This is a genomic window from Streptomyces sp. 3N207, from assembly GCF_052246355.1.
GTDB lineage: Bacteria > Actinomycetota > Actinomycetes > Streptomycetales > Streptomycetaceae > Streptomyces.
This window is the reverse complement of the sequence record NZ_JBQQBV010000001.1, coordinates 456,619-479,250: the sequence shown is the minus strand read 5'-3', so window position 1 is coordinate 479,250 and position 22,632 is coordinate 456,619. Positions and strand designations below refer to the sequence as shown.

At 72.0% G+C, this 22,632-nt stretch carries 13 protein-coding genes; 10 read left to right on the top strand and 3 right to left on the bottom strand.

All coding sequences use genetic code 11. The annotated features are described in order from the left end of the window. The first annotated feature begins 40 nt into the window (after positions 1–40). Entirely contained in the window at positions 41–1,546 is a 1,506-nt protein-coding gene (gene guaB, locus ACTWP9_RS02120) for an IMP dehydrogenase (protein WP_443244192.1), read from the top strand. A 70-nt stretch (positions 1,547–1,616) separates the two neighbouring features. Further along, positions 1,617–2,732 (top strand): GuaB3 family IMP dehydrogenase-related protein, encoded by a 1,116-nt coding sequence (locus tag ACTWP9_RS02115; RefSeq protein WP_443244191.1) that lies wholly within the window; start codon positions 1,617–1,619, stop codon positions 2,730–2,732. A gap of 18 nt (positions 2,733–2,750) precedes the next feature. On the opposite strand, the gene ACTWP9_RS02110 is transcribed toward ACTWP9_RS02115, so the two are convergent. Then, positions 2,751–4,010 carry a nucleotide sugar dehydrogenase gene (locus ACTWP9_RS02110; protein ID WP_443244190.1) on the bottom strand — a complete coding sequence of 420 codons (1,260 nt, stop codon included), beginning with the start codon at positions 4,008–4,010 and terminating at the stop codon, positions 2,751–2,753. Positions 4,011–4,280: 270 nt separating this feature from the next. Here ACTWP9_RS02110 and ACTWP9_RS02105 point away from each other — a divergent pair, with 270 nt between their 5' ends. The 6 genes from ACTWP9_RS02105 to ACTWP9_RS02080 all read left to right on the top strand — a co-directional run bounded on the left by ACTWP9_RS02105 (position 4,281) and on the right by ACTWP9_RS02080 (position 17,264). Further along, on the top strand, positions 4,281–5,987 hold the full coding sequence (locus ACTWP9_RS02105; protein ID WP_443244189.1) for a glycerol-3-phosphate dehydrogenase/oxidase: 1,707 nt from the start codon (positions 4,281–4,283) through the stop codon (positions 5,985–5,987). Between the two features lie 233 nt (positions 5,988–6,220). Beyond that, positions 6,221–8,617 (top strand): serine/threonine-protein kinase, encoded by a 2,397-nt coding sequence (locus ACTWP9_RS02100; RefSeq protein ID WP_443244188.1) that lies wholly within the window; start codon positions 6,221–6,223, stop codon positions 8,615–8,617. A 224-nt stretch (positions 8,618–8,841) separates the two neighbouring features. After that, the gene (locus tag ACTWP9_RS02095) at positions 8,842–11,859 is read left to right on the top strand and encodes a protein kinase (protein WP_443244187.1); all 3,018 of its coding nucleotides are present in this window, start codon (positions 8,842–8,844) and stop codon (positions 11,857–11,859) included. A gap of 58 nt (positions 11,860–11,917) precedes the next feature. Next, the gene (locus ACTWP9_RS02090; protein ID WP_443244186.1) at positions 11,918–13,567 is read left to right on the top strand and encodes a serine/threonine-protein kinase; all 1,650 of its coding nucleotides are present in this window, start codon (positions 11,918–11,920) and stop codon (positions 13,565–13,567) included. Between the two features lie 105 nt (positions 13,568–13,672). Then, complete coding sequence (locus tag ACTWP9_RS02085) at positions 13,673–15,274, top strand: succinic semialdehyde dehydrogenase (RefSeq protein WP_443244185.1); 1,602 nt, start codon at positions 13,673–13,675, stop codon at positions 15,272–15,274. A gap of 124 nt (positions 15,275–15,398) precedes the next feature. Next, entirely contained in the window at positions 15,399–17,264 is a 1,866-nt protein-coding gene (locus ACTWP9_RS02080; RefSeq protein ID WP_443244184.1) for a GMC oxidoreductase, read from the top strand. A gap of 674 nt (positions 17,265–17,938) precedes the next feature. Here ACTWP9_RS02080 and ACTWP9_RS02075 read toward each other — a convergent pair. Next, positions 17,939–18,280, bottom strand: a complete 342-nt coding sequence (locus tag ACTWP9_RS02075; protein ID WP_443244183.1) for a chorismate mutase — start codon at positions 18,278–18,280, stop codon at positions 17,939–17,941. A 234-nt stretch (positions 18,281–18,514) separates the two neighbouring features. On the opposite strand from ACTWP9_RS02075, the gene guaA reads away from it, so the two are divergent. Continuing rightward, on the top strand, positions 18,515–20,101 hold the full coding sequence (gene guaA, locus ACTWP9_RS02070) for a glutamine-hydrolyzing GMP synthase (protein WP_443244182.1): 1,587 nt from the start codon (positions 18,515–18,517) through the stop codon (positions 20,099–20,101). A gap of 120 nt (positions 20,102–20,221) precedes the next feature. After that, positions 20,222–21,415, top strand: a complete 1,194-nt coding sequence (locus ACTWP9_RS02065; protein ID WP_443244181.1) for a hypothetical protein — start codon at positions 20,222–20,224, stop codon at positions 21,413–21,415. 12 nt (positions 21,416–21,427) lie between these two features. Here the strand turns inward: ACTWP9_RS02065 and ACTWP9_RS02060 are convergent, their stop codons facing one another. Then, positions 21,428–22,606: a hypothetical protein gene (locus ACTWP9_RS02060; RefSeq protein WP_443244180.1), complete on the bottom strand. Its 1,179-nt coding sequence runs from the start codon at positions 22,604–22,606 to the stop codon at positions 21,428–21,430. Positions 22,607–22,632: the final 26 nt, after the last annotated feature.

Genomic DNA, 22,632 nt, shown 5'->3' with positions numbered 1-22,632 from the left:
TCCCCGCGTGAGTCGGGGTGGACCGCATGGGAAAGGTGTCATGACTGAGAACGTCGACGGAGTGCCCGCAAAATTCGCCACTCTGGGCCTGACATACGACGACGTACTGCTCCTGCCAGGCGAGTCGGAGATGGCCCCGCAGGACATCGACACCGCGTCGTACGTCTCGCGCAACGTACGCGTCAATGTGCCGCTGCTGTCCGCCGCCATGGACAAGGTCACCGAAGGGCGCATGGCCATCGCCATGGCCCGGCAGGGCGGCGTGGGTGTGCTGCACCGCAATCTGTCCGTCGAGGACCAGGCCAACCAGGTCGACCAGGTCAAGCGGTCCGAGTCCGGCATGGTCACCGATCCCATCACCATCCGCCCGGACGCCACGCTCCAGGAGGCCGACGCGCTGTGCGGCCGGTTCCGGATCAGCGGCGTCCCGGTCACCGACCCCGCGGGCAAGCTGCTCGGCATCGTCACCAACCGCGACATGGCTTTCGAGCTGGACCGCAGCCGTCAGGTGCGGGATGTCATGACGCCGATGCCGCTGGTCACCGGCGAGGTCGGCATCTCACGCGACGCGGCGATGGAGCTGCTGCGCCGTCACAAGATCGAGAAGCTGCCGCTGGTGGACGGTGTCGGCACGCTCAAGGGCCTCATCACCGTCAAGGACTTCGTCAAGGCCGAGCAGTACCCCAACGCTTCCAAGGACGCCGAGGGCCGGCTGGTCGTCGGCGCCGCCGTCGGTGTGGCGGGTGATGCGTACGAGCGGGCGCAGGCACTGATCGAGGCGGGCGTCGACTTCATCGTCGTCGACACGGCGCACGGCCACTCGCGGCTGGTCGGCGACATGGTCGCCAAGATCAAGTCGAATCACCCGGGCGTCGACGTCGTCGGCGGCAACGTCGCCACCCGCGACGGCGCCAAGGCGCTGATCGACGCCGGTGTCGACGGTGTGAAGGTCGGCGTGGGGCCGGGCTCCATCTGCACCACCCGCGTCGTCGCCGGCATCGGCGTCCCGCAGGTCACCGCCATCTACGAGGCGTCGCTGGCCGCGCAGGAGGCGGGCGTCCCCGTCATCGGCGACGGCGGCCTCCAGTACAGCGGCGACATCGCCAAGGCCCTGGTGGCAGGCGCCGACACGGTGATGCTGGGCAGCCTGCTGGCGGGCTGCGAGGAGTCGCCGGGCGAGCTGCTGTTCATCAACGGCAAGCAGTTCAAGTCCTACCGCGGCATGGGCTCGCTCGGCGCGATGCAGACCCGCGGCGATGCCAGGTCCTACTCCAAGGACCGCTACTTCCAGGAGAGCATCAGCGGTGACGACAAGCTGATCCCCGAGGGCGTCGAGGGGCAGGTCGCCTACCGCGGTCCGCTCTCCGCCGTCGTGCACCAGCTCGTCGGCGGCCTGCGGCAGTCGATGTTCTACGTCGGCGGCCGTACCGTCCCCGAGCTGAAAGCCCGCGGCCGGTTCGTCCGCATCACCGCGGCGGGGCTCAAGGAAAGCCACCCGCACGATGTGCAGATGACGACCGAGGCCCCGAACTATTCGAGGCGCTGACCCTCGCGGGGAGGACGGCGCTGTGTCGGTGATACTGGGTCGCGGCACATCAGAGTGAGAGGCAGTGGACGTGACTGAGATCGAGATCGGGCGCGGCAAGCGCGGGCGGAAGGCGTACGCCTTCGACGACATCGCCGTGGTGCCCAGCAGGCGCACCCGTGACCCGAAGGAGGTCTCGATCGCGTGGCAGATCGACGCCTACCGCTTCGAGCTGCCGTTCCTCGCCGCCCCCATGGACTCGGTCGTCTCGCCGCGCACCGCCATCCGGATCGGTGAGCTCGGTGGCCTCGGCGTCCTCAACCTGGAGGGACTGTGGACCCGGTACGAGGACCCGGAGCCGCTGCTGGCGGAGATCGCCGAGCTCGACGAGGCCACGGCCAACCGCCGGATGCAGGAGATCTACGACGAGCCGATCAAGGAAGAACTGATCGGGCAGCGGATCAAGGAGGTCCGTGACTCGGGCGTGGTGACGGCCGCCGCGCTGTCGCCGCAGCGTACGGCGCAGTTCTCCAAGGCCGTGGTGGACGCGGGCGTGGATCTGTTCGTGATCCGCGGGACGACGGTGTCGGCCGAGCACGTGTCCGGCGCGGCCGAGCCGCTGAATCTGAAGCAGTTCATCTACGAGCTGGATGTGCCGGTCATCGTCGGCGGCTGCGCCACGTACACCGCCGCGCTGCATCTGATGCGTACCGGTGCGGCCGGGGTGCTGGTCGGATTCGGCGGAGGTGCCGCGCATACGACGCGGAACGTGCTCGGTATCCAGGTGCCGATGGCGACCGCCGTCGCCGATGTCGCCGCTGCCCGGCGGGACTACATGGACGAGTCCGGCGGTCGTTACGTCCACGTCATCGCGGACGGTGGCGTGGGCTGGTCCGGGGACCTGCCCAAGGCCATTGCCTGCGGCGCCGACGCCGTGATGATGGGCTCGCCGCTGGCCCGGGCCACCGATGCGCCGGGCAAGGGGCACCACTGGGGCATGGAGGCCGTGCACGCCGATGTGCCGCGTGGCCGCCGGGTCGACCTCGGTGCGGTCGGCACCATGGAGGAGGTCCTGCTCGGGCCCTCCCACACCCCCGACGGGTCGATGAACATCTTCGGCGCGTTGCGGAGGGCGATGGCGACGACGGGGTACTCCGAGCTGAAGGAGTTCCAGCGTGTCGAGGTGACTGTCGCGCGCTCCCGCTGAGCCACCCCGGGCGGCCCCTTACAGCCGGTGGGCGGCGCCGGTGGGGCTGGCGCCGCGGGTGTCCAGCAGCAACTGGGCCTTGGCGGCGAGCCCTTGAAGGTCGTACACCCGATGGTTCTGCAGCAGCAGCGTGAGGTCCGCGTCGGCGGCGGCTTCGTAGAGCGCGTCGGCGCGGGGGACGGGCTGGCCCGCGACGCGCCACTGGGGGACGTACGGGTCGTGGTAGCTCAGCTGGGCGCCCAGTTCCTTGAGGCGGCCGGCGACTTCGCGGGCCGGTGCCCCCTCCTGACTGGCGAGGTCGGGCTTGTAGGTGACCCCCAGCAGCAGAATGCGGGCCCCGCGTGCGGACTTGCCGTGTTCATTGAGCAGCACAGCCGCGCGCTGTGAGACATAGCGCGGCATGCGCTCGTTGACCTCCTGCGCGAGCTCCACCATCCGGAGCGGATAGCCCAGCGAACGGCTGTGGTACGAGAGGTAGTTGGGGTCCACGGGGATACCGGGGCCGCCGACGCCGGGGCCGGGGCGGAAGGACTGGAAGCCGAAGGGCTTGGTCTCCGCGCACCGTACGACGTCCCACAGGTCGATGCCGAGATCGTGGCAGAAGACGGCCATCTCGTTCATGAGGGCGATGTTGATGTGCCGGTAGTTGGTCTCCAGCAGCTTGGTGGTCTCGGCCTCGCGCGGCCCGCGGGCCCGGACGACCTTGGTGAGCCGCCCGTAGAACGCCGCGGCCGCCTCTGTGCAGGCGGGGGTGAGGCCGCCGATGACCTTGGGGATGGTGGCGTAGTCGTGGCTGCGGTTGCCCGGGTCGACCCGGGTGGGTGAGTAGGCGAGATGGAAATCGCGCCCGGCGCGCAGCCCGGAGCCCTCCTCCAGCAGCGGCCGTACGACGTCCTCCGTGCAGCCGGGGTAGACGCTCGACTCGACGATGACGATGGTGCGCGGTCGCAGCCGTGCGGCCAGGGTGCGGGCCGCCGAGCGGACCGCGCTCATGTCGGGCGCCCTGCTGGGGCCGAGCGAGGTGGGCGCGCAGATCACGGCCGTACGGACGCGGCCGAGGACGGCGGGGTCGCTGCTGGCGCGGAACCCCTTGGCGAGCATCCGTCGTACCTCGGCGGCGGTCAGCGGCGCGTCCCCCGACGGGCGGCCCGCTCCGATCTCGGCGACGGTCGCATGGTCGGGGTCGTACCCGATGGTGCTGATTCCGTTCGCCGTGGCTGCCTGGGCGAGCGGCAGCCCCGAATGGGCGAGTCCCAGCACGGCGAGATCTGCGGGCATGACAGCGGTCTTCCCTTCCCCTTATCGTCCCGGTTCCGTCCCCGGGCAGCACCGGGAGTGGCGAGCGGCGCGCATTAAGGTTAAGAGCCCATATGACAGACAAGTCGGATTGCGCGCTCAGCAGGGCCGACGCTCGGCCAAAGTCGCGGGAATGGGGGACCATCGTCAGGGGGACCACACGGGGGCGGTGTCCGAGAACTGACGACAACCCGACGACGAGCACCAGTCGAGCACCAGTCGAGCACCAGTCGAGGAGCTTGGGAGGCAGCAGTGAGGACAGCGGCACTGGGACCGGAACAGCGCGCGGAGGCGCTGGCGAGGATGGCCGAGACCGAACTGGACGTGCTGGTGGTCGGCGGCGGCATCGTCGGCGCGGGCACGGCGCTGGACGCGGTCACCCGCGGTCTGTCCACCGGTATCGTCGAGGCGCGCGACTGGGCCTCGGGCACCTCCAGTCGTTCCAGCAAGCTCATCCATGGCGGACTGCGCTATCTGGAGATGCTGGATTTCGCACTGGTGCGCGAAGCACTCAAGGAACGCGGACTGCTGCTGGAGCGGCTGGCGCCGCACCTGGTCAAGCCGGTGCCGTTCCTCTATCCGTTGCAGCACCGCGCCTGGGAGCGGCTGTACGCGGGCGCGGGCGTGGCGATGTACGACGCGATGTCCGTCTCCTCCGGGCACGGCCGCGGACTGCCGAGGCACCGTCACCTGTCCCGCCGTCACGCGCTTCAGGTGGCTCCCGCGTTGAAGAAGGAAGCGCTGGTGGGTGCGTTGCAGTACTACGACGCGCAGGTGGACGACGCGCGGTTCGTCGCCACGCTGGTGCGCACGGCGGCGGAGTACGGTGCGTTCGCCGCCAACCGTGCGCGGGTCGTCGGCTTCCTCCGGGAGGGTGAGCGGGTTGTCGGGGCGCGTATCGAGGACCTGGAGCAGGGCGGGGAGTTCGAGGTGCGGGCCCGTCAGGTCGTCAACGCGACCGGGGTGTGGACGGACGACACCCAGGGGCTGATCGCCGAGCGCGGTCAGTTCCACGTCCGCGCCTCCAAGGGCATCCACCTGGTCGTGCCGAAGGACCGCATCAACTCCACGACGGGGCTCATCCTCCGCACGGAGAAGAGCGTGCTGTTCGTCATCCCGTGGGGGCGGCACTGGATCATCGGCACCACGGACACCGACTGGGACCTGCACAAGGCCCATCCGGCCGCCTCCAGCGCCGACATCGACTATCTGCTCGACCACGTCAACTCGGTGCTGGCCGTTCCGCTGACCCGCGACGACGTGGAGGGCGTCTACGCGGGGCTCCGCCCGCTGCTGGCGGGCGAGTCGGAGGCGACGAGCAAACTGTCCCGCGAGCACACCGTCGCCCACCCGGTGCCGGGCCTCGTCGTCATCGCGGGCGGCAAGTACACGACGTACCGGGTGATGGCCAAGGACGCGGTGGACGAGGCGGTGCACGCGCTCGACCACCGGGTTGCCGACTGCGTCACCGAACAGGTGCGGCTGGCGGGCGCCGAGGGCTACCACGCGCTGTGGAACGGGCGTGCGCGTCTCGCCCAGCGGGCCGGGCTGCATGTGGCGCGGGTGGAGCATCTGCTGGGCCGCTACGGCTCGATGACCGAAGAAGTGCTCGATCTGGTCGAGAAGGACCCCGAACTGGGCGAGCCGCTGCCCGCGGCCGACGACTATCTGAAGGCGGAGATCGTCTACGCCTGCACGCACGAGGGCGCCCGCCATCTGGACGACGTCCTGACGCGCCGTACACGGATCTCCATCGAGACCTTCGACCGGGGCGCACGGAGCGCCCGTGAGTGTGCCGAGCTGATGGCGCCGGTGCTGGGCTGGGACTCGGACCAGGTGGACAGGGAGGTCGAGCACTACGAGAAGCGCGTCGAGGCCGAACGGGAGTCCCAGCTGCAGCCCGACGACCAGACGGCGGACGCCGCACGGCTGGGGGCTCCCGACATCGTGCCGGTGTAGCAGCACATCTGTGGCACACACTGGTGGAGCCCGGGCAGTCCGGGGGACCCCGCCGCGGGTCCCCCGTTGGACTGGTCCTCTCCGCAAGGTCTGTTGGGGGTGTGAACCCGGGTGAGAAGTGGTGGGGCTGTGGTGTAACTGTGCCGCCCCCGTACACGTCTTGTCGGAGCAATGGTTCACAATAAGGCTCTGCCGGGGGCGGGCTCTCACGCAGAGGGGACACAAGGGGATTCATGAGCGAGGACGCGGGACGGCTGGTAGGTGGGCGCTATCGGCTCGGGGGAGTCCTCGGGCGTGGCGGTATGGGCACCGTCTGGCGCGGCGAGGACGAAGTCCTGGGCCGCCGTGTCGCGGTGAAGGAGCTTCGGTTCCCCTCCAGCGTCGACGAGGAGGAGAAGCAGCGGCTCATCACCCGCACCCTGCGTGAGGCCAAGGCCATCGCGAGGATCCGCAGCGGCAGCGCCATCACCGTCTTCGATGTCGTCAACGAGGACAGCCGGCCCTGGATCGTGATGGAGCTGGTCGAGGGCCGCTCCCTCGCCGACAAGATCAAGACCGACGGCCCGCTGGATCCGCAGCGCGCGGCCGAGGTCGGCCTCGCCATCCTCGACGTGCTCCGTGCCGCCCACCGCGAAGGCATTCTGCACCGCGATGTGAAGCCCTCCAACGTGCTGTTGGAGGACGGCACAGGCCGCGTGGTCCTCACCGACTTCGGCATCGCCAAGGTCGAGGGCGACCCCTCCGTCACCTCCACCGGCATGCTCGTCGGTGCGCCCTCCTACATCTCGCCCGAGCGGGCGCGCGGCAAGCCCCCGGGCCCGCCGGCCGACCTGTGGTCGCTGGGCGGCCTGCTGTTCGCCGCCGTCGAGGGCCGCCCGCCGTACGACAAGGGCTCCGCCATCTCGACGCTGACGGCCGTGATGACCGAGCCCGTCCCCTACCCCGAGCACGCGGGCGAGCTGCGCGAGGTCATCTCCGGACTGCTGGTCAAGGACCCGGAGAAGCGGCTCGATGTGAACGGCGCACGGCTGCTGCTGGAGCCGGTCGCCTCCGGCCACAAGAGCCCGTCGGCATCGGGTCCCGTGGACGGCCCCGCGGAACGTACGTCGATACTGCCGCCGGTACCGGACGGGCCCTCCGCGTCCGCTTCCTCGTCTCCCTCGGCACCCTCGGCCCCCTCGTCCGGCAAGAGCGGCGGCCCCGCCTACAGCGCCGGTACGACCGGTGGCAGGCGCAAGCGGCGCTCGGAGGGCAGCAGTTCGGGCGAGCGGCTGCGCGGCGCTTTCAAGTCCGTCCGCAATGCGGCGGGCGGCGCCGGCGCCGGTTCGGCAGGTGCGGGCACGGCCGGTTCCCCGGGCCGTACGGGCACCGGCTCCGGCTCCCGGTCCTCCTCCCCGACGCAGGGCACCGGCTCCGGCGGCGCGGCGTCCGGCGGTACGCGCTCGGGGCCCAAGCACGGCGGCAACTCCGCCGGCGGCGCAACCCCCTCCGCTGCGCGCTCCTCGGCCACGCCGACGGCACCTGCGGGCCCGCCGCCCTCGGCGCCCCCCGGTCCGCCGCGCCCCTCGACGCCGCCCGTCTCTTCGCCGGGCCGGCACTCGGGCAGGAAGAGCGACGGCGGGGCCAAGCACGGCGGCGGCCAGAGCGCTCGTACGACGGGCGCGGCAGCGGCCGGCAGCGGCGCGGGTTCCGCCGGCGGCGGTCGGCAGGGAGCCGGTGGATCCGACAGGGCCGAGGCGGCGCCCGGCTCGGGCTCCGGCAACGGCGGCCCCGGCGGCGCTCCGCTGGCGGGCGCCGGAAGCGGCGGCAGGGCGCTGCCCCCCGAGAGTGGCGGCAGCGATGCGATCACCTCGCTGCGCGACCTGCGGGAGCTGCCCGAGCTGCGGAAGGGCGTCTCGCGCCGCACGCTGGCCATCGCGGCGGCGGCCCTGGCCGTCGTCATCCTCGTCATCGTGCTGATCGCGGTGAACGCCGCGGGCGGCGGGGACAACAACGCGTCCAAGGGCGGCTCCGCCGACACCAGCGAGTCGAACGGCGGGGGCGGCACCAGAGAAGCCGAGCAGGCCGTCGCCGGTACGGCAGGGCAGTCCGACGACAAGCCCGAGGGCGAACAGAACGACAAGGCGGACGACGGCGGGAAGCCGGACGAAGGCAAGGACGACCCCGCGCTGCCCGACGGCTACACCACGGTCAAGGACGGCCGGTTCCACTTCTCCGTCGCCCTGCCGGACAACTGGAAGCCTGCCGGGATAGCGGGCCAGAACTCGGGCCGCAAGTACGCCCCGCCCGGTGGCGGTTACCCGCGGATCCAGATCGACCACACCAGCAGTCCAGGCGCCGACGCTGTCGCCGCCTGGCGCAAGCTGGAGCCCGCGGTCAAGGGCTCCAGCCCCGGCTACAAGTCGCTCGGCGTCAAGAAGGTCGGGTGGCGCGGCTATCCGACCGTCGCCGACTGGCAGTTCCTCCGCAAGGAGAACGGCAAGAAGGTCCACGCCCTCAACCGTGGCTTCAAGGTCGACGGCAAGAACGGTTACGCCATCCTCATCACCTGCAGGGCCGACGGCTGGCAGGACAAGCCGTGTGCGACGCTCCGGAAGGCCGCGTTCAAGTCGTTCAAGCCGCACGCCTGACCGCTCGTAGCGCCTCCCAGCCCCGGCGCCGGTCTCGCCCCCTCTTTTCCACCGCTTTTCCACCGCGACGATGCGGCGCGCCCCGGCACGGGCCACCGCGGCAGCCGCCGCGCGGTGACGCGGGCGGTTCCCGGACGTATCGTGAAGGACGCGGATCGTAGCTATCCGCAAGAAGACAGAAACAGAACGGAATTGGCGGTCTCGTGCGCGGTGGGGAGGGCGTCGTGGAGGAGAACGCGGGATACGTGGGTCGGCTGCTGGCCGGTCGCTACCGCCTGCCCCTGCCGCCTGACGACGCGGACGAACTCGCCGAGTCCCTGGCCTGGGACACCGCCAGCGGACAGGAAGTCCTCGTCCGCCAGGTGCCGTTGCCCGAGGTCGTCGAGGCAGAGATGGTCGACGACGGCTACGGCACTCCCGGCCGGGCTCCGGACGGCGGCCCGCGCGGGCAAGGCGGGCAGCCGACCCGGCACCCGGCGGACCCCGCGGTGCGCAGGGCCATGGAGGCTGCCGTCGCCGCGGCACAGCTGCCCGACCATCCGCGGCTCGACCAGGTCTTCGACGTCTTCGTCGAGGACGACGGGCTGTGGATAGTGAGCGAGTCGGTGCCGGCCAGGCCCCTCGCCGCACTGCTGGCCGACCGGCCGCTGGGCGCACACCGCGCCGCCGAGATCGCCGCCGATCTGCTCGCCGCCCTGCGCATCGTGCATGCGCACGGCTGGGTGCACCGCAATGTGACCGCCCGAACCGTACTCATCTGCGAGGACGGGCGGGCGCTGCTGACCGGCCTCGCGGTGGGGGCCGCCGAGGAGGCGCTGTGCGGCTATGACCCGCTGCCCCCGCCGCTGCCGGACGGCCCCGAGACCGCCGCCGGGCCGGGACAGGCGGCCGGTTCCGCAGCCGGCCTCGCCCCCCGGTCCCGTCGGGAGGCCGAGGGCGTCGGCGATCCCGCGCATCCGGACGCGCCGCACCGGCCGGGGCGCGGCGGACCGGCACCCGCGACCTGGACCGGTCACCGGCTGCCCGAGGGCTTCACCCCGCGCGACAGCGGCTCGTACGAGGCGCGACGCGGCGAGGGGGACGGCCTCGGGCCCCGCCCGTACGGCGGGGAGGAGCGCCGCAGGGGCATCTTCGGCTTCGAGGGCATCGAGCCGGAGGAGGACGTACGCGGACCCCGCGGGCAGGGCCTCCCCGGCCGCGAGGGCCCGACCGACGACCTCTCCGCACGGGCCGCGCGGCGTGGCGCGATCGCCGCGTACCGCGAGGGCGCCCAGCGCGCCGCCGCTGACGCCCGGGACGCCGGGCGGCGCCCCCAGGACGGGGACGAGGGTGCCCGGCGTCCGCCCGCGGCCGACTGGTGGGCCACCGCACCGGGCGGCGGTCCGGCGGGGCAGGACGCCGAGGAGGAAGGCGGCGCCGGTCCCACGCACGCCCTCGACGACGATGTGCGCTGGCTGCCGTCCGACGAGGACGAGGTGCTGCCCGGCACGCTGACCGACGGCAGTGTGCGCGAGGTCGAGCGTGACGAGATCTACGGCCCGAACGCGGCGGGCCCCTACGGCACGCCCCCGCCGTACGGCCGGCCCGGCGCGGAACGCGGCACTGACACGGCCGGCGGACACAGACCCGGAACCGCCGACGGGCCCCCGGCGTTGCCCGGCGCCCGGTCCCCCGGTGACCACAGCGCCCCCGCTCCCTGGACGACCGACCACGGCGAGCCTCACCGCGACGAGCAGCCCGCGGGGCAGCCCACCACTGCGTACGGCCCGGGGACCGGCACCGGCACCGGCACCGGCACCGAAGCGTCCGCCGAGCGGGAGGCGTCCGCCGAGTGGGAGGCGTCCGGTCCGGAGGACGGCGTGCCCTGGGGCGGTGCGGATGTTTCCGCGGGCCGCTACCGCGGACCGGCGACGGCGCTAGCGGCGGAGCGGGCACGGCACGCCCGGATGACGGTCGTCGGACCGGTCACCGAGCGCTGGGCACCGGAGCAGGCGGGGCCCGTGTACGACAACTGGCGGCTGGCCCCGCCCGTGGGCCCGGCCGTCGATCTGTGGGCGCTGGGCGTGCTGCTCTTCCGCGCTGTGCAGGGTCACGCCCCCTATCCCGAGGACAGCGCGGCCGAGTTGGTGCAGATGGTGTGCGCGGAGCCGCCCGCGTTCGCGGAGGACTGCGGGCCGCTGCGCCCGGTGGTGGAGTCGCTGATGCGGCAGGACCCCACCGAGCGGCCGGACTTCGAGGAGCTGCGGGGCTGGCTGCGGTCGATCATCCGCTCGGCGCCGGAGCCGGACGTCGGGCTGCATACGGTCACGGCGCCGCTCACCCTGGAACCCGGTGGCCCGGCCGACCCCCGCCGGCTGCCGATCGTCCGGCGGCGCGGCGAACTGGTGCGCAGGCGCCGACGGGCCAGACGGGCGGCGGCGGCCGACCATCCCCCGCGCCGCCAGCGGGAGCAGCCGCAGGCCGAGCCGGTCGCGGAGCCGGTGCAGCGGCACCGTGGCCCGAAGCGCGGCGGCCCGCGGCGGCTGGGGCTGCTGGTTCTGGCGCTGATACTGCTCGGCATGGCGGCTGCGGTGGCGTTCGTCGCGTTGTTCCTGCCGGACAACGGGGGAGGGAAAGGCGCCCAGAAGGGCTCGGTGGTGGTGCCCGAGGAGCAGAAGTCCGAACCGGCGCCGGAGCCGACGGATGACGGCAAGTCCGGCGACGACAAGCCTGCCGACAAGAACGACAGCAAGCCCGGCGACGAGGGCGACGGCAACGGCCGCGGCGACGAGTCCGTGAAGGCCCCCAAGGGCTACCGGATCAGCCACGATCCCGCCGGGTTCCGGATCGCTGTGCCGAAGGGCTGGGACCGCCGCTCCGCCAACGGGCGCGGCCAGGTGCGCTATAACGGCGGCGAGGTCGAGATGGTCGTCGTCAACGGGCGGGACAGCACCGGCAAGTTCGGCAAGGACCCGATGGCCTACCAGAGCGAGGACGAGCCGGAGCTGTCCGCCTACCGTGCCTCCGACTGGGCGAGCACCGGCGGGCTGCGGCGTATCGACGTGGGGGACACGGCGATGGCCGAGGGCACCTTCAGCTGGCGTGAGGACGGCGGCCGTCAGGTGTACGCGCGTAACCGGGCGATGATCCTGGGCGGTCGCTATCACGTGCTGCTCGTGCTCGGCTCCAAGAGCCAGAAGGCGGACATCGACCGGCACTTCGAGGCGGTCGCCGACACCTACCGCGTCACCCGTGCGCCCTGACGTCACAGCTGTATGAACCTGCTGGCGACCGCGCTGCCCGGCGGGTAAAGGTGGGCGCATGATGAACGAGGGGGACCGGTTGGACGAGTCGACCAGCTACGGGTTGCAGCCACCACGACAGCCCGGCCCGCCCGAACCGCAGGCCCCCGCTCCCCGTTCGTACGAGCCCACCGAGGTCGCGGCGTCCCCGTCGGGCGCGGCCGGTGGCGACCCGGGCGCCGGACGTCTGATCGGCGGCCGGTACCGCCTCACGGGCCGGCTGGGGCACGGCGGTATGGGCACCGTGTGGCGGGCGCACGACGAGGTGGTGGACCGGGACGTGGCCGTCAAGGAGCCGCGGCTGCCCGGCCATCTCTCCGCGCGCGAGCGCGAGACGATGTACACGCGGATGCGGCGTGAGGCGCGTACCGCAGCGCAGATCGACCACCCCTCCGTCGTCACCATCCACGACGTGGTGGTGGAGGACGAGCAGCCGTGGATCGTCATGGAACTGGTCCAGGGGCGTTCGCTGGCCGATGTGCTCGACGAGGGCACCATCGACGTCCGCGAGGCCGCCCGGATCGGGCTCGCCGTCGCGGGGGCGCTGGACGCCGCGCACGAGAAGGGCGTGCTGCACCGCGATGTGAAGCCGGACAACGTGCTGCTGGGCCGTTACGACAGGGTCGTGCTCACCGACTTCGGGATCGCCAAGGTCCAGGGCGAGCAGGGGCTCACGGAGACCGGCGCGTTCGTCGGCTCCCCGGAGTTCGTGGCGCCGGAGCGGGTGCTGGGACAGCGGCCGGGCCCGGAGTCGGACCTGTGGTCGCTGGGAGTTGTGCTGTACGCGGCGGTCGAGGGGGTCTCGCCGTTCCGCCGCTCCAACAGCCCCGCCACCCTGCAGGCGGTGCTCTCTTCCGAACCGCAGCGGCCGGCACGCGCGTTGAGCGGCTCCGGCGCTTTCGGGATGCTGCTCACCCGGCTGCTGAGCAAGGAGCCCGGGCTGCGTCCCGACGCGGCGGAGATCCGGCAGACCCTCGCCGAAGTGGCCCGCCCGCCGCAGCAGTCCCCCCGGTCGGTGCCGGGCCCGGACGGCGGCAACGCCCTCGTCCGCGTGCTGCGCGGGTTCGGCGGCAAGCTGCGGACCAGCCGCGGGTGGCAGTTCGGCACGGGCGGAGTGGTGGTCGCGATCGCCGTGGCGCCGGCGCTGTTCTTCGTCTACACCGCCGACCAGGCACCGGAGGGCTACAAGACGCGGAACGAGGACGCGCGGGTGCGGGCGTCCCTCGCAGTGCCGGAGGACTACAAGCGCAGCGCGAACGAGGACGAGGTGACCTACACCGACCCCGGGAACGTCGTCTCCCTCAAGCTGAGCCGCAGCAACCAGGACGTCAAGGAGAACTCCCTGGTCGAGGCCAACTCCTGGAAGAGCTTCTACGAGGACGGGGCCGAGGAGTCCTACGTCCCCACGATGGCGGAGGTCGTCTCCCGGGTCACCGAGGCGAAGCAGCAGGGCAAGGATGCGGCCGAGGTCTCCACCACCTACCGGCCCGAGGCCGATGCCGGGGAGCCGGAGGAGCCCAAGAAGTTCCGGCACGAGCTGGTCTTCGTCAACGAGGACGGCGAGCGCTGGCGGCTGTACGCGGACATGCCCGCAGCGGGCAAGTCCCGCAAGGACGGCGAGGCCGTGTACCAGGAGGCGAAGAAGTCCCTCAAGATCAACGATCTGTAGACCGGCGCTTCCCGGAGCGTTCTGCCAGTAATCACTGGCAGATTCCGTGAAAAGCGGTTACCGCTGGGTATACGAGCCCGCGTCCGCGGTCGTACGCTCACTCGCATGACGGACCCGAAGGACAGCAGCAATCCGGTCGCCCCCGCCGTCGAGCGTGCCAGGACGGCGGCCGACGTGGTCACCCCCGCCCTCGTCGCCGCGCTGAGTCGGGGCGTGGTGGGCAGCGGCAAGACCAGCAGCACCTCCCCGTTCACCGGGGAGGTGCTTGCCGAGCTGCCCGAGTCCACTCCTGAGGATGTGGCCACCGCCTTCGAGAAGGCCCGCGCGGCGCAGCGTGATTGGGCCGCCACCCCGGTGCGGCAGCGTGCCGCGGTGCTGCTGCGCTTCCACGACCTTGTGCTGGCCCGCCAGTCGGAGGTGCTGGACCTCATCCAGCTGGAGACCGGCAAGGCGCGGTTGCATGCGCACGAGGAGGTGCAGGCGGTCGCCGTCGCCGCCCGGCACTACGGGCGCAAGGCCGCCTCGTATCTGCGCCCCAAGCGGCACACCGGCGCGATACCCACGCTGACCAAGGTCACCGAACTGCGCCACCCGCGCGGCGTCGTCGGACAGATAGCGCCCTGGAACTACCCCTTCGAGCTGTCGGTCGGCGACGCGCTGCCCGCCTTCGTCGCGGGCAACGCCGTCGTGATGAAGCCCGACACCCAGACCGCGCTGACCGCGCTGTGGGCCCGTGACCTGCTCGTGGAGGCGGGGCTGCCCGCCGATGTGTGGCAGGTCGTCCTCGGTGAGGGCCCGGTGGTCGGCCCCGAGGTCGCCGACCGCGGCGACTACGTCTCCTTCACCGGCTCCACCCGCACCGGGCGGGAGGTCGCCCGGCGGGCCGCGGCGCGCCTGGTGGGCTGCTCCCTGGAGCTGGGCGGCAAGAACGCGATGCTCGTCCTGGAGGACGCCGACCTCGACAAGGCCGCGGCGGGCGCGGTGCGCGGTGCCTTCTCCTCCGCCGGGCAGCTGTGCATCTCCATCGAGCGGCTGTACGTCCACGAGTCGGTCGCCGACGCCTTCCTGGAGCGCTTCGTGGCCCGCACCCGGGCCATGCGGCTGGGCGCGTCGCTGGCGTACGGCGCCGATATGGGCTCCCTTGTCTCCGAGCGGCAGCTGGAGACCGTCGAGCAGCACGTCGAGGACGCCGTCGCCAAGGGCGCCACCGTGCTGACGGGCGGCAGGGCGCGCCCCGACATCGGTCCGCTGTTCTACGAGCCCACCGTGCTGGAGGGCGTCGAGCCGGCGATGACGGTGTGCGGCGAGGAGACCTTCGGTCCCGTCGTCTCCGTCTACCGCTTCTCGGACGTGGAAGAGGCCGTCGAACTCGCCAACGCGACCTCCTACGGGCTCAACTCCAGCGTGTGGAGCGGCAACGGACGCCGGGCCCGCGACCTCGCCGCCCGGCTGCGTACCGGCACCGTCAACGTCAACGAGGTGTACGCCTCCGCCTACGGCAGCGCCCAGGCTCCCATGGGCGGCATGGGGGACTCCGGACTCGGCCGCCGGCACGGCTCGGAGGGCATCCTCAAGTACACCGAGCCGCAGACGGTGGCGCACCAGCGGGTGCTGCCGATGGCGCCCTCGTTCGGCATGAGCGACGAGGCGTACGCCGCGTTCATGTCCCGCTCCCTCAAGGCGCTGAAGGCGCTTCGCTTCCGGTGAGGGGGTGCCCCTGGCTGTTGTTCGCGGGCTGCGGGCCGGTTGTGGTTTCTCGCGCAGTTCCCCGCGCCCCCTACGGGGGCGCTCCCATACCCGTTGGCGTCACCCCGCAGAACCGGAGGTATTCGTGTCCCAAGAACGTTTCGACTACGACGTCCTCGTCGTCGGCTCCGGCTTCGGCGGCGCGGTCTCGGCGCTGCGGCTGGCCGAGAAGGGCTACCGGGTGTGCGTACTGGAGGCCGGGCGGCGCTTCACCCGCGAGGAGTTGCCCAAGAACTCCTGGGACCTGAAGAACTTCCTGTGGGCGCCCTCGCTCGGCCTCTACGGCATCCAGCGCATCCATCTGCTCGCCAATGTCATGATCCTGGCAGGCGCCGGGGTGGGCGGCGGCTCGCTGAACTACGCCAACACCCTCTACGTGCCCCCCAAGCAGTTCTTCGAGGACCGCCAGTGGGGTCACATCACCGACTGGCAGGCCGAACTCGCGCCCTACTACGACCAGGCCAAGCGCATGCTCGGCGTCCGCCTCAACCCCACCACCACCCCCTCCGACGTCCACCTGAAGGCCGCAGCCGACCGGCTGGGCTACGGCGACACCTTCCACCTCGCACCCGTGGGCGTCTTCTTCGGCGACGGCGAGGACGCCGACGGCACGGTACGGGCAGCCGCGGGCGAGAGCGTCCCCGACCCGTACTTCGGCGGCGCGGGCCCCGAGCGCACCGCCTGTGTGGAGTGCGGCGAGTGCATGACCGGCTGCCGCAGGGGCGCCAAGAACACGCTCAACGAGAACTATTTGCACCTCGCCGAGCGGGCCGGCGCCGAGATCCGCCCCCTGACCACCGTCGTCGGCCTCCGGGAGCGCACCCCGGGCACCGACGCGGAAGGCTACGAAGTGCTGACCGTCCGCACCGACAAGCGGCGCGGGAAGCCCCGCATCCTGCGCGCCCGCCGCGTCGTACTGGCCGCCGGCACCTACGGCACCCAGAAGCTGCTGCACCGCGTGAAGGACGCCGGCACCCTCCCACGGCTCTCGCCGCGGCTGGGCGAGCTGACCCGCACCAACTCCGAAGCGCTGGTCGGCGCGCAGACGGTGCCGCGCCGATACCGCAACAAATGGGGCAAGGACGCCGAGCTCGACTTCACCAAGGGCGTCGCCATCACCTCCTCGGTACACCCCGACGCCAACACCCATATCGAGCCCGTGCGCTACGGCAAGGGTTCCAACTCCATGAGCGCCCTGACCACGCTCCAGGTACGGCAGAACACCCTGCTGCCGCGCGCGCTCGCCCATGTCGTCACCTGCCTGCGCCACCCGGCGCTCTTCGTGCGCTCGCTGTCCGCACGCAAGTGGTCGGAGCGCATCATCATCGGGCTGGTCATGCAGACCCTCGACAACTCGCTGACCACCTACCGGAAGGACAAGGGCCTCGGCAAGGGCATGCTCACCGCACGGCAGGGACACGGTGCGCCCAACCCCGTGCACATCCCCGAGAGCGCCGAGGCCGCGAGCGCGCTCGCCGAGGAGATCAACGGCTTCCCGGGCACCAATGTCGGCGAGCTGATGGGCACCCCCCTCACCGCCCACTTCCTCGGCGGCTGCCCCATCGGCGACAGCCCCGAACGCGGTGTCATCGACCCCTACCACCGGCTGTACGGACACCCCGGCATCTCCGTCGTCGACGGCTCCGCGGTCTCCGCCAACCTCGGCGTCAATCCGTCCCTCACCATCACAGCGCAGGCCGAGCGCGCCATGTCGTTCTGGCCGAACAACGGCGAGGAGGACCCGCGCCCTGCACAGGACGCGGGCTACCAGCGGCTGAAGCCCGTCGCTCCGGCCCGGCCCGCGGTGCCTGAACGGGCCTTCGGGGCGCTGCGGCTACCGGTCGTGGCGGTGTCGCACGGCGAGCGGGCGAGGGCGGCGGAATCGGACGGCGAGCGGGCGACGGTGCAGGCGGACGAGAGGGCGCCCGTGTCGGAGGAGGAGAGGGCGTGACGAAGGGCCCCGGGCGCCGACCGGGTGGGTGGCGGCAGCCGCGGGGCCCTCGGGTCAGCACCGGCGTCAGGGCAGCGCCTGTGCTGAGGGCGGCGCCGGGGGGAAGCGCCGCCGGATTGGTCGAACCAATGGCAGAACTCTGCCACGGTCCACCAACTGGCCTTGTGGTCAGGTGGTTTGCTCGTCGACTCTCTGCATCGTGGTGGATACGCCGCGCCCCGCGCAACCATTTCGACGGAGAGGGAGTTTCAGGTTCTGGCAAAGACCCCGGGGCCGGTGCGCCGCACCTGGAGGACCGCAAAGGGTTGGAGAGCCGCGGAGCGGCCGGCCCAGAGCGTCCCCGGGACCGGCCGCTGTCGTGACCGGGCTGCTGTCCCCTGCCGTCCGGTCACAGCACCGGAGCGAGGTCCCACGACACCCGGCGTCTCCCCTCCCGGGGAGGACGGGTGTCTCATCGCTCCGGTGACGCCGCCCCGCTCGCCGCCGGGCGCCCGGCGGAGATCAGGGACACCGGGTCCAACGAAGCCCCTTCGGGGCGGTCACGCGCCGTACGGGTGAGGGCCCCTTTGCGGTGCCGGGCATGGGTTGCCCCTGCCCGTCGTTCGCGGGCTGCGGCCCGGTTGTGGCTGGTCGCGCCGTTCCCCGCGCCCCTGACGGGGCGCAGCCCCACCGGCCTAGTGCCCCCGGCACAGCCGCAGCAGTGTGCGGGCCAGCTCGCGGCCCGGGGCTCCGAGCTCGGCGCTGTAGTGGTCGAGGATCTGCATCTCGCGGGACAGATGCACCCGCCGCCCGCCCGACTCGATCCGGGTCTGCTGGATGGTCTCGGAGATCTCCATACGGTCGCGTACGAGTGCGATCAGCCGGGCGTCGAGCGCGTCGATACGGGCGCGCTCGGCGGCGATCAACGCCTCCGGCGCGGGCGCCGCCTCGGTGCTGGTGCTGGTGCTCGTCGTACTCATCTGCTGTGTGCTCCTCGGCTCACGGAGCCCGCGGGTTGCGGCGGCCCGGGCGGACACACACAGGCGCCCCGGGCCTGACCGGCCCGGGGCGCCTGGGGGAAGTTCGTATGTGGCTTCTCTCACACAGAACGACGACCATGGCAGCCGGCCGGGCCGGTGCCATAGCTAAACCACGTGTTCTGTATGAGCATGCGCCCAGTATGCCACCCCTCCAGCGGCAGGTTCGGCCACCCAGGGGCACCGTTATCATCGGTGGTGAACCCCCGCTCACCGCCGAAAGGCATCAGCTTCGTGGCTTCCAACCCGTCCGAGAGCACTGTTCCGGACACCGTTCTCGTCGTCGACTTCGGCGCGCAGTACGCCCAGCTCATCGCGCGCCGCGTGCGCGAGGCGCGGGTGTACAGCGAGATCGTGCCGTCGACCATGCCGGCCGCCGAGATGCTCGCCAAGGACCCGAAGGCGATCATCCTCTCCGGCGGCCCCTCGTCCGTGTACGCGGAGGGTGCGCCCTCGATCGAGCGCGAGCTCTTCGAGGCGGGCGTCCCCGTCCTGGGCATCTGCTACGGCTTCCAGCTGATGGCGACGACGCTGGGCGGCACGGTCGACAACACCGGCAGCCGGGAGTACGGCCGTACCCAGCTGACCGTCGCCAAGGCGTCCTCGACGCTGTTCGAGGGCACCCCGGGCGAGCAGCAGGTGTGGATGTCGCACGGTGACGCCTGCTCGGCGGCGCCGGAGGGCTTCACCGTCACGGCGTCCACGGACCTGGTCCCGGTGGCGGCGTTCGAGGACGACGGGCGGAGGCTGTACGGCATCCAGCACCACCCCGAGGTGATGCACTCCACCTACGGCCAGCAGGTGCTGGAGCACTTCCTGTACCGCGGTGCGGGGTTGTCCCCGTCGTGGACCACGGAGAGCATCGTCGACGAGCAGGTGACGGCGATCCGCGCCCAGGTCGGCAGCAGGCGCGCCATCTGCGGGCTGTCCGGCGGCGTGGACTCGGCGGTGGCCGCAGCGCTGGTCCAGCGGGCCATCGGTGACCAGCTGACCTGCGTGTACGTCGATCACGGACTGATGCGCAAGGGCGAGACCGAGCAGGTCGAGAAGGACTTCGTCGCGGCGACGGGCGTCCAGCTGAAGGTCGTGGACGCCGCCGACCGCTTCATCGACGCGCTGGCCGGGGTCTCCGACCCGGAGCAGAAGCGCAAGATCATCGGCCGGGAGTTCATCCGGGTCTTCGAGCAGGCGCAGGCGGAGATCGTCGCCGAGGCGCCCAGCGACGAGCCGGTGGCGTTCCTGGTCCAGGGCACGCTCTACCCGGACGTGGTGGAGTCCGGCGGCGGCACGGGCGCGGCCAACATCAAGTCGCACCACAATGTGGGCGGCCTCCCCGAGGACCTCGAGTTCGAGCTGGTGGAGCCGCTGCGCAAGCTGTTCAAGGACGAGGTGCGGATGGTCGGGCAGGAGCTCGGGCTGCCGGACGAGATCGTCCAGCGGCAGCCGTTCCCGGGCCCGGGCCTGGGCATCCGTATCGTCGGCGAGGTCACCCGCGAGCGGCTGGACCTGCTGCGGGAGGCGGACGCCATCGCCCGCGAGGAGTTGACGGCCGCGGGTCTGGACCGGGACATCTGGCAGTGCCCGGTGGTGCTGCTCGCGGAGGTCCGCAGCGTCGGCGTCCAGGGCGACGCCCGCACCTACGGTCACCCGGTGGTGCTGCGTCCGGTCTCGTCGGAGGACGCCATGACGGCCGACTGGTCGCGGCTGCCCTACGACGTGCTGGCCCGCATCTCGACGCGGATCACCAACGAGGTCGCCGAGGTCAACCGCGTCACGCTGGACGTCACCAGCAAGCCGCCGGGGACCATCGAGTGGGAGTGAGCCCGCGTTGAGCTCGCGCTGAGCAGTCCGCCGTGTGCCCCGCGACTCCTGGAGCCTCTCCAGGAGTCGCGGGGCACACGTGTGTTCGGACCGTGAGCCGGGCTGGGATACGGTGCCGGGGTGTCGGGTGCGGAGGAGCAACAACAGCGGGACGAGACCGAGGACGAGCGACGTGAGCGGTGGCGCGCCCTCCAGGAGCGCGCGGACCGGCGTCGCCGCCGTACGAGGATCGCCGTATGGTGCGGCCTCGGCGTGCTGGTGCTCGGTGGTGTGGGGTGGGGCGTCACACCCACGGTCAAGGACAAGGTGATCGCGTCGGGCGCCTGCGACGGAGCGCTGCCCGACGGCAGCGTGGACACCCTGCGTGCCCTCACGACCCACGCCGACGCGCATCTGTCCACGTCCGAAAGCGAGACCGACAGCGGGCTCGGGCGCTACAGCTGCGAGGTGGCGAACGAGGAAGGCGAGCGGATCCTCGAAGTCCGCGTCTACAGCCGTCGGGACGACATCGACAGCGAGCTGGTCCGCGAGTTCCGGGACGACGGAGTACTCCCGGCCGCGGCGCTCCCCGGCGGGCTGCCGGGCTTCGAGTCGCGGCTGGCCGGTGTGACGCTGATGCCCGAGTGCCCCGGGCGCGGCAAGGACGCCGCCGGGCACCCGGGGCGGCTCCTGGTCGATGTGCTGGCCGGATACCGCTCCGAGCCGCACCAGTTGGTCCGTGCGGGCGCGGCGGTCGCCAACAAGGCGGCCGAAAAGCTCGGTTGCGACACCGACCCGCTGCCCGTCCCGGCGAAGGACACCGAGAAGGCCGAGCCCAAGGGCGTACCGACCGGGCGCGCGGCGGGCACGACGTGTGCGGCGCTCGCCCGCGGCCCCTTCAAGGGCGCGGGCTGGTCCGTCGACCTGCGGATCCCCAAGGGCCGGGCCCCGATGACCAGTTGTGTGGTGCGGCCGTCCGGCAGCGACGAGGACGGCGAATCGCACAGCCCGGTGATCACGCTCTACGGCCTGTACGGGGAGTGGTCGCAGCGGGTGATGTTCGGCCAGGCCGGACGCAGCGGCATGCGCACGGACGAGTCGCGGACCCGGCCGTGGCTCACCGACGACAACGGCTGGGCCACGGCGCGGTGCGGCGGCCGGCCGGCGGGCTTCCAGCTCGCCGTCAGCCGCCCGGACGACGAGTCGGACGGACAGCAGACGCTGAGCCGCAAGCAGCTGGACCGCGATGCCATGCGGGCGGTGCTCGCGTCCTTCGCCGAGAAGGAGAGCGCGAAGCGCGGCTGCACGAAGCTTCGGCTGCCCGCCGCGGACTGATCCGGCGCCGGGCTACGGCAGGTTGAGGGAGTTGGCGTACCGCGTGTCCATCCGGATGCGGAGGCGTTCGGCCCGGCCCGGGGGTACGCCGCGCTCCCGCGCCCACGCGTCGAACACCGCGAAGAGCTGAACCCTGCCGTCCATCAGCCGTTGGACGGCCCGCTTGCCGCTGCCCGCCGACGCGTCGGGGCGGCGCTGCGCGAGGGTGGCGGCCGAGGGCCGGCTCCGTACCTGGTGGTCGGCGGGGTGGTAGAGGCCGCGGGTGTGCCGCAGCACCGCGCGGTCGAACTGGGCGAGAGGGGGCGCGAGTCCTTCCTTGACGGCGAACGTGCGGGCGGCCATGAGTTCGGCGACGAGGGTGGCGCTCGCTCCGAGCTCCATCTCGGTGGACAGCACGCCGTCCTTGGGCTTGTCGCCGGGCTCCTGCGCGTCGTCGGTCAGCCGCTCCAGATACCAGGCGAACCGGGCCCGTTCGGCGTCGTACAGCATGGCGAACGCGCGCGGCGAAGCGGCCACCCGGCGTACCACTTTCTGCGCCCTCTCGTACTCCGGGAAGGCGACATGCACGTCGTGCCCGTGGGGGAAGGGCGTGGCCCAGTTGCCGCTGCCGTCCCCGAATTCGGCTTCCTCGTCGGTGGCGGTGGGGTGCTGCCAGTCGTGGGGTGCTCCGTACGCCACCGATCTGCTGGTGTCCTGGATGTAGGCGGCGAACATCTGGGCGAGGTAGGGGTTCAGGCCGAGAGGGAAGTCGGGCAGATACTGCTTCCGGCCCTCGCTGAGCAGCAGCACGGCAGCGTGCGCGACCCGGGCGGCCCGCTCGGTGTGCGGCCGGGCGGGCTTGTGCTGGTCGTCTGCGGTGCGGCCGGTCGTCGCCGCGACGAGCGCGCGGCCCGCGAGCTCCGTACCGTCCGCGCCCTCGCACAGCGGGGCGCCGGTGGTGTGCAGCAGACGCTTGAGCGGTCCCGTACGGGTGATGCCCGGACCAGGGTCCAGCGCCTTCGCGGCCCGCTCGGGGTCGCGGGCCTGCGCGCGGGCGGAAACCGGCGCCTGACGGCACGCTTCCGCATCGTCCTCGTCGAGTACCAGCAGAGGCACGAGAACGGCGACGAGGGCGAGCGTCAGCACGCCGCCCACGATGAGCAACAGAACGCGCCGTGGGACGGCGCCGCGTATCCGGCCGAGGAGAGACACCGGGCGAGACTACCCGGGCGGCTGTC

Coding starts and splice junctions, on each gene's coding strand:
- guaB (WP_443244192.1), top strand. CDS start 41: ATGACTGAGAACGTCGACGGAGTGCCCGCAAAATTCGCCACTCTGGGC.
- ACTWP9_RS02110 (WP_443244190.1), bottom strand. CDS start 4,010: ATGCCCGCAGATCTCGCCGTGCTGGGACTCGCCCATTCGGGGCTGCCG.
- ACTWP9_RS02100 (WP_443244188.1), top strand. CDS start 6,221: ATGAGCGAGGACGCGGGACGGCTGGTAGGTGGGCGCTATCGGCTCGGG.
- ACTWP9_RS02090 (WP_443244186.1), top strand. CDS start 11,918: ATGATGAACGAGGGGGACCGGTTGGACGAGTCGACCAGCTACGGGTTG.
- ACTWP9_RS02085 (WP_443244185.1), top strand. CDS start 13,673: ATGACGGACCCGAAGGACAGCAGCAATCCGGTCGCCCCCGCCGTCGAG.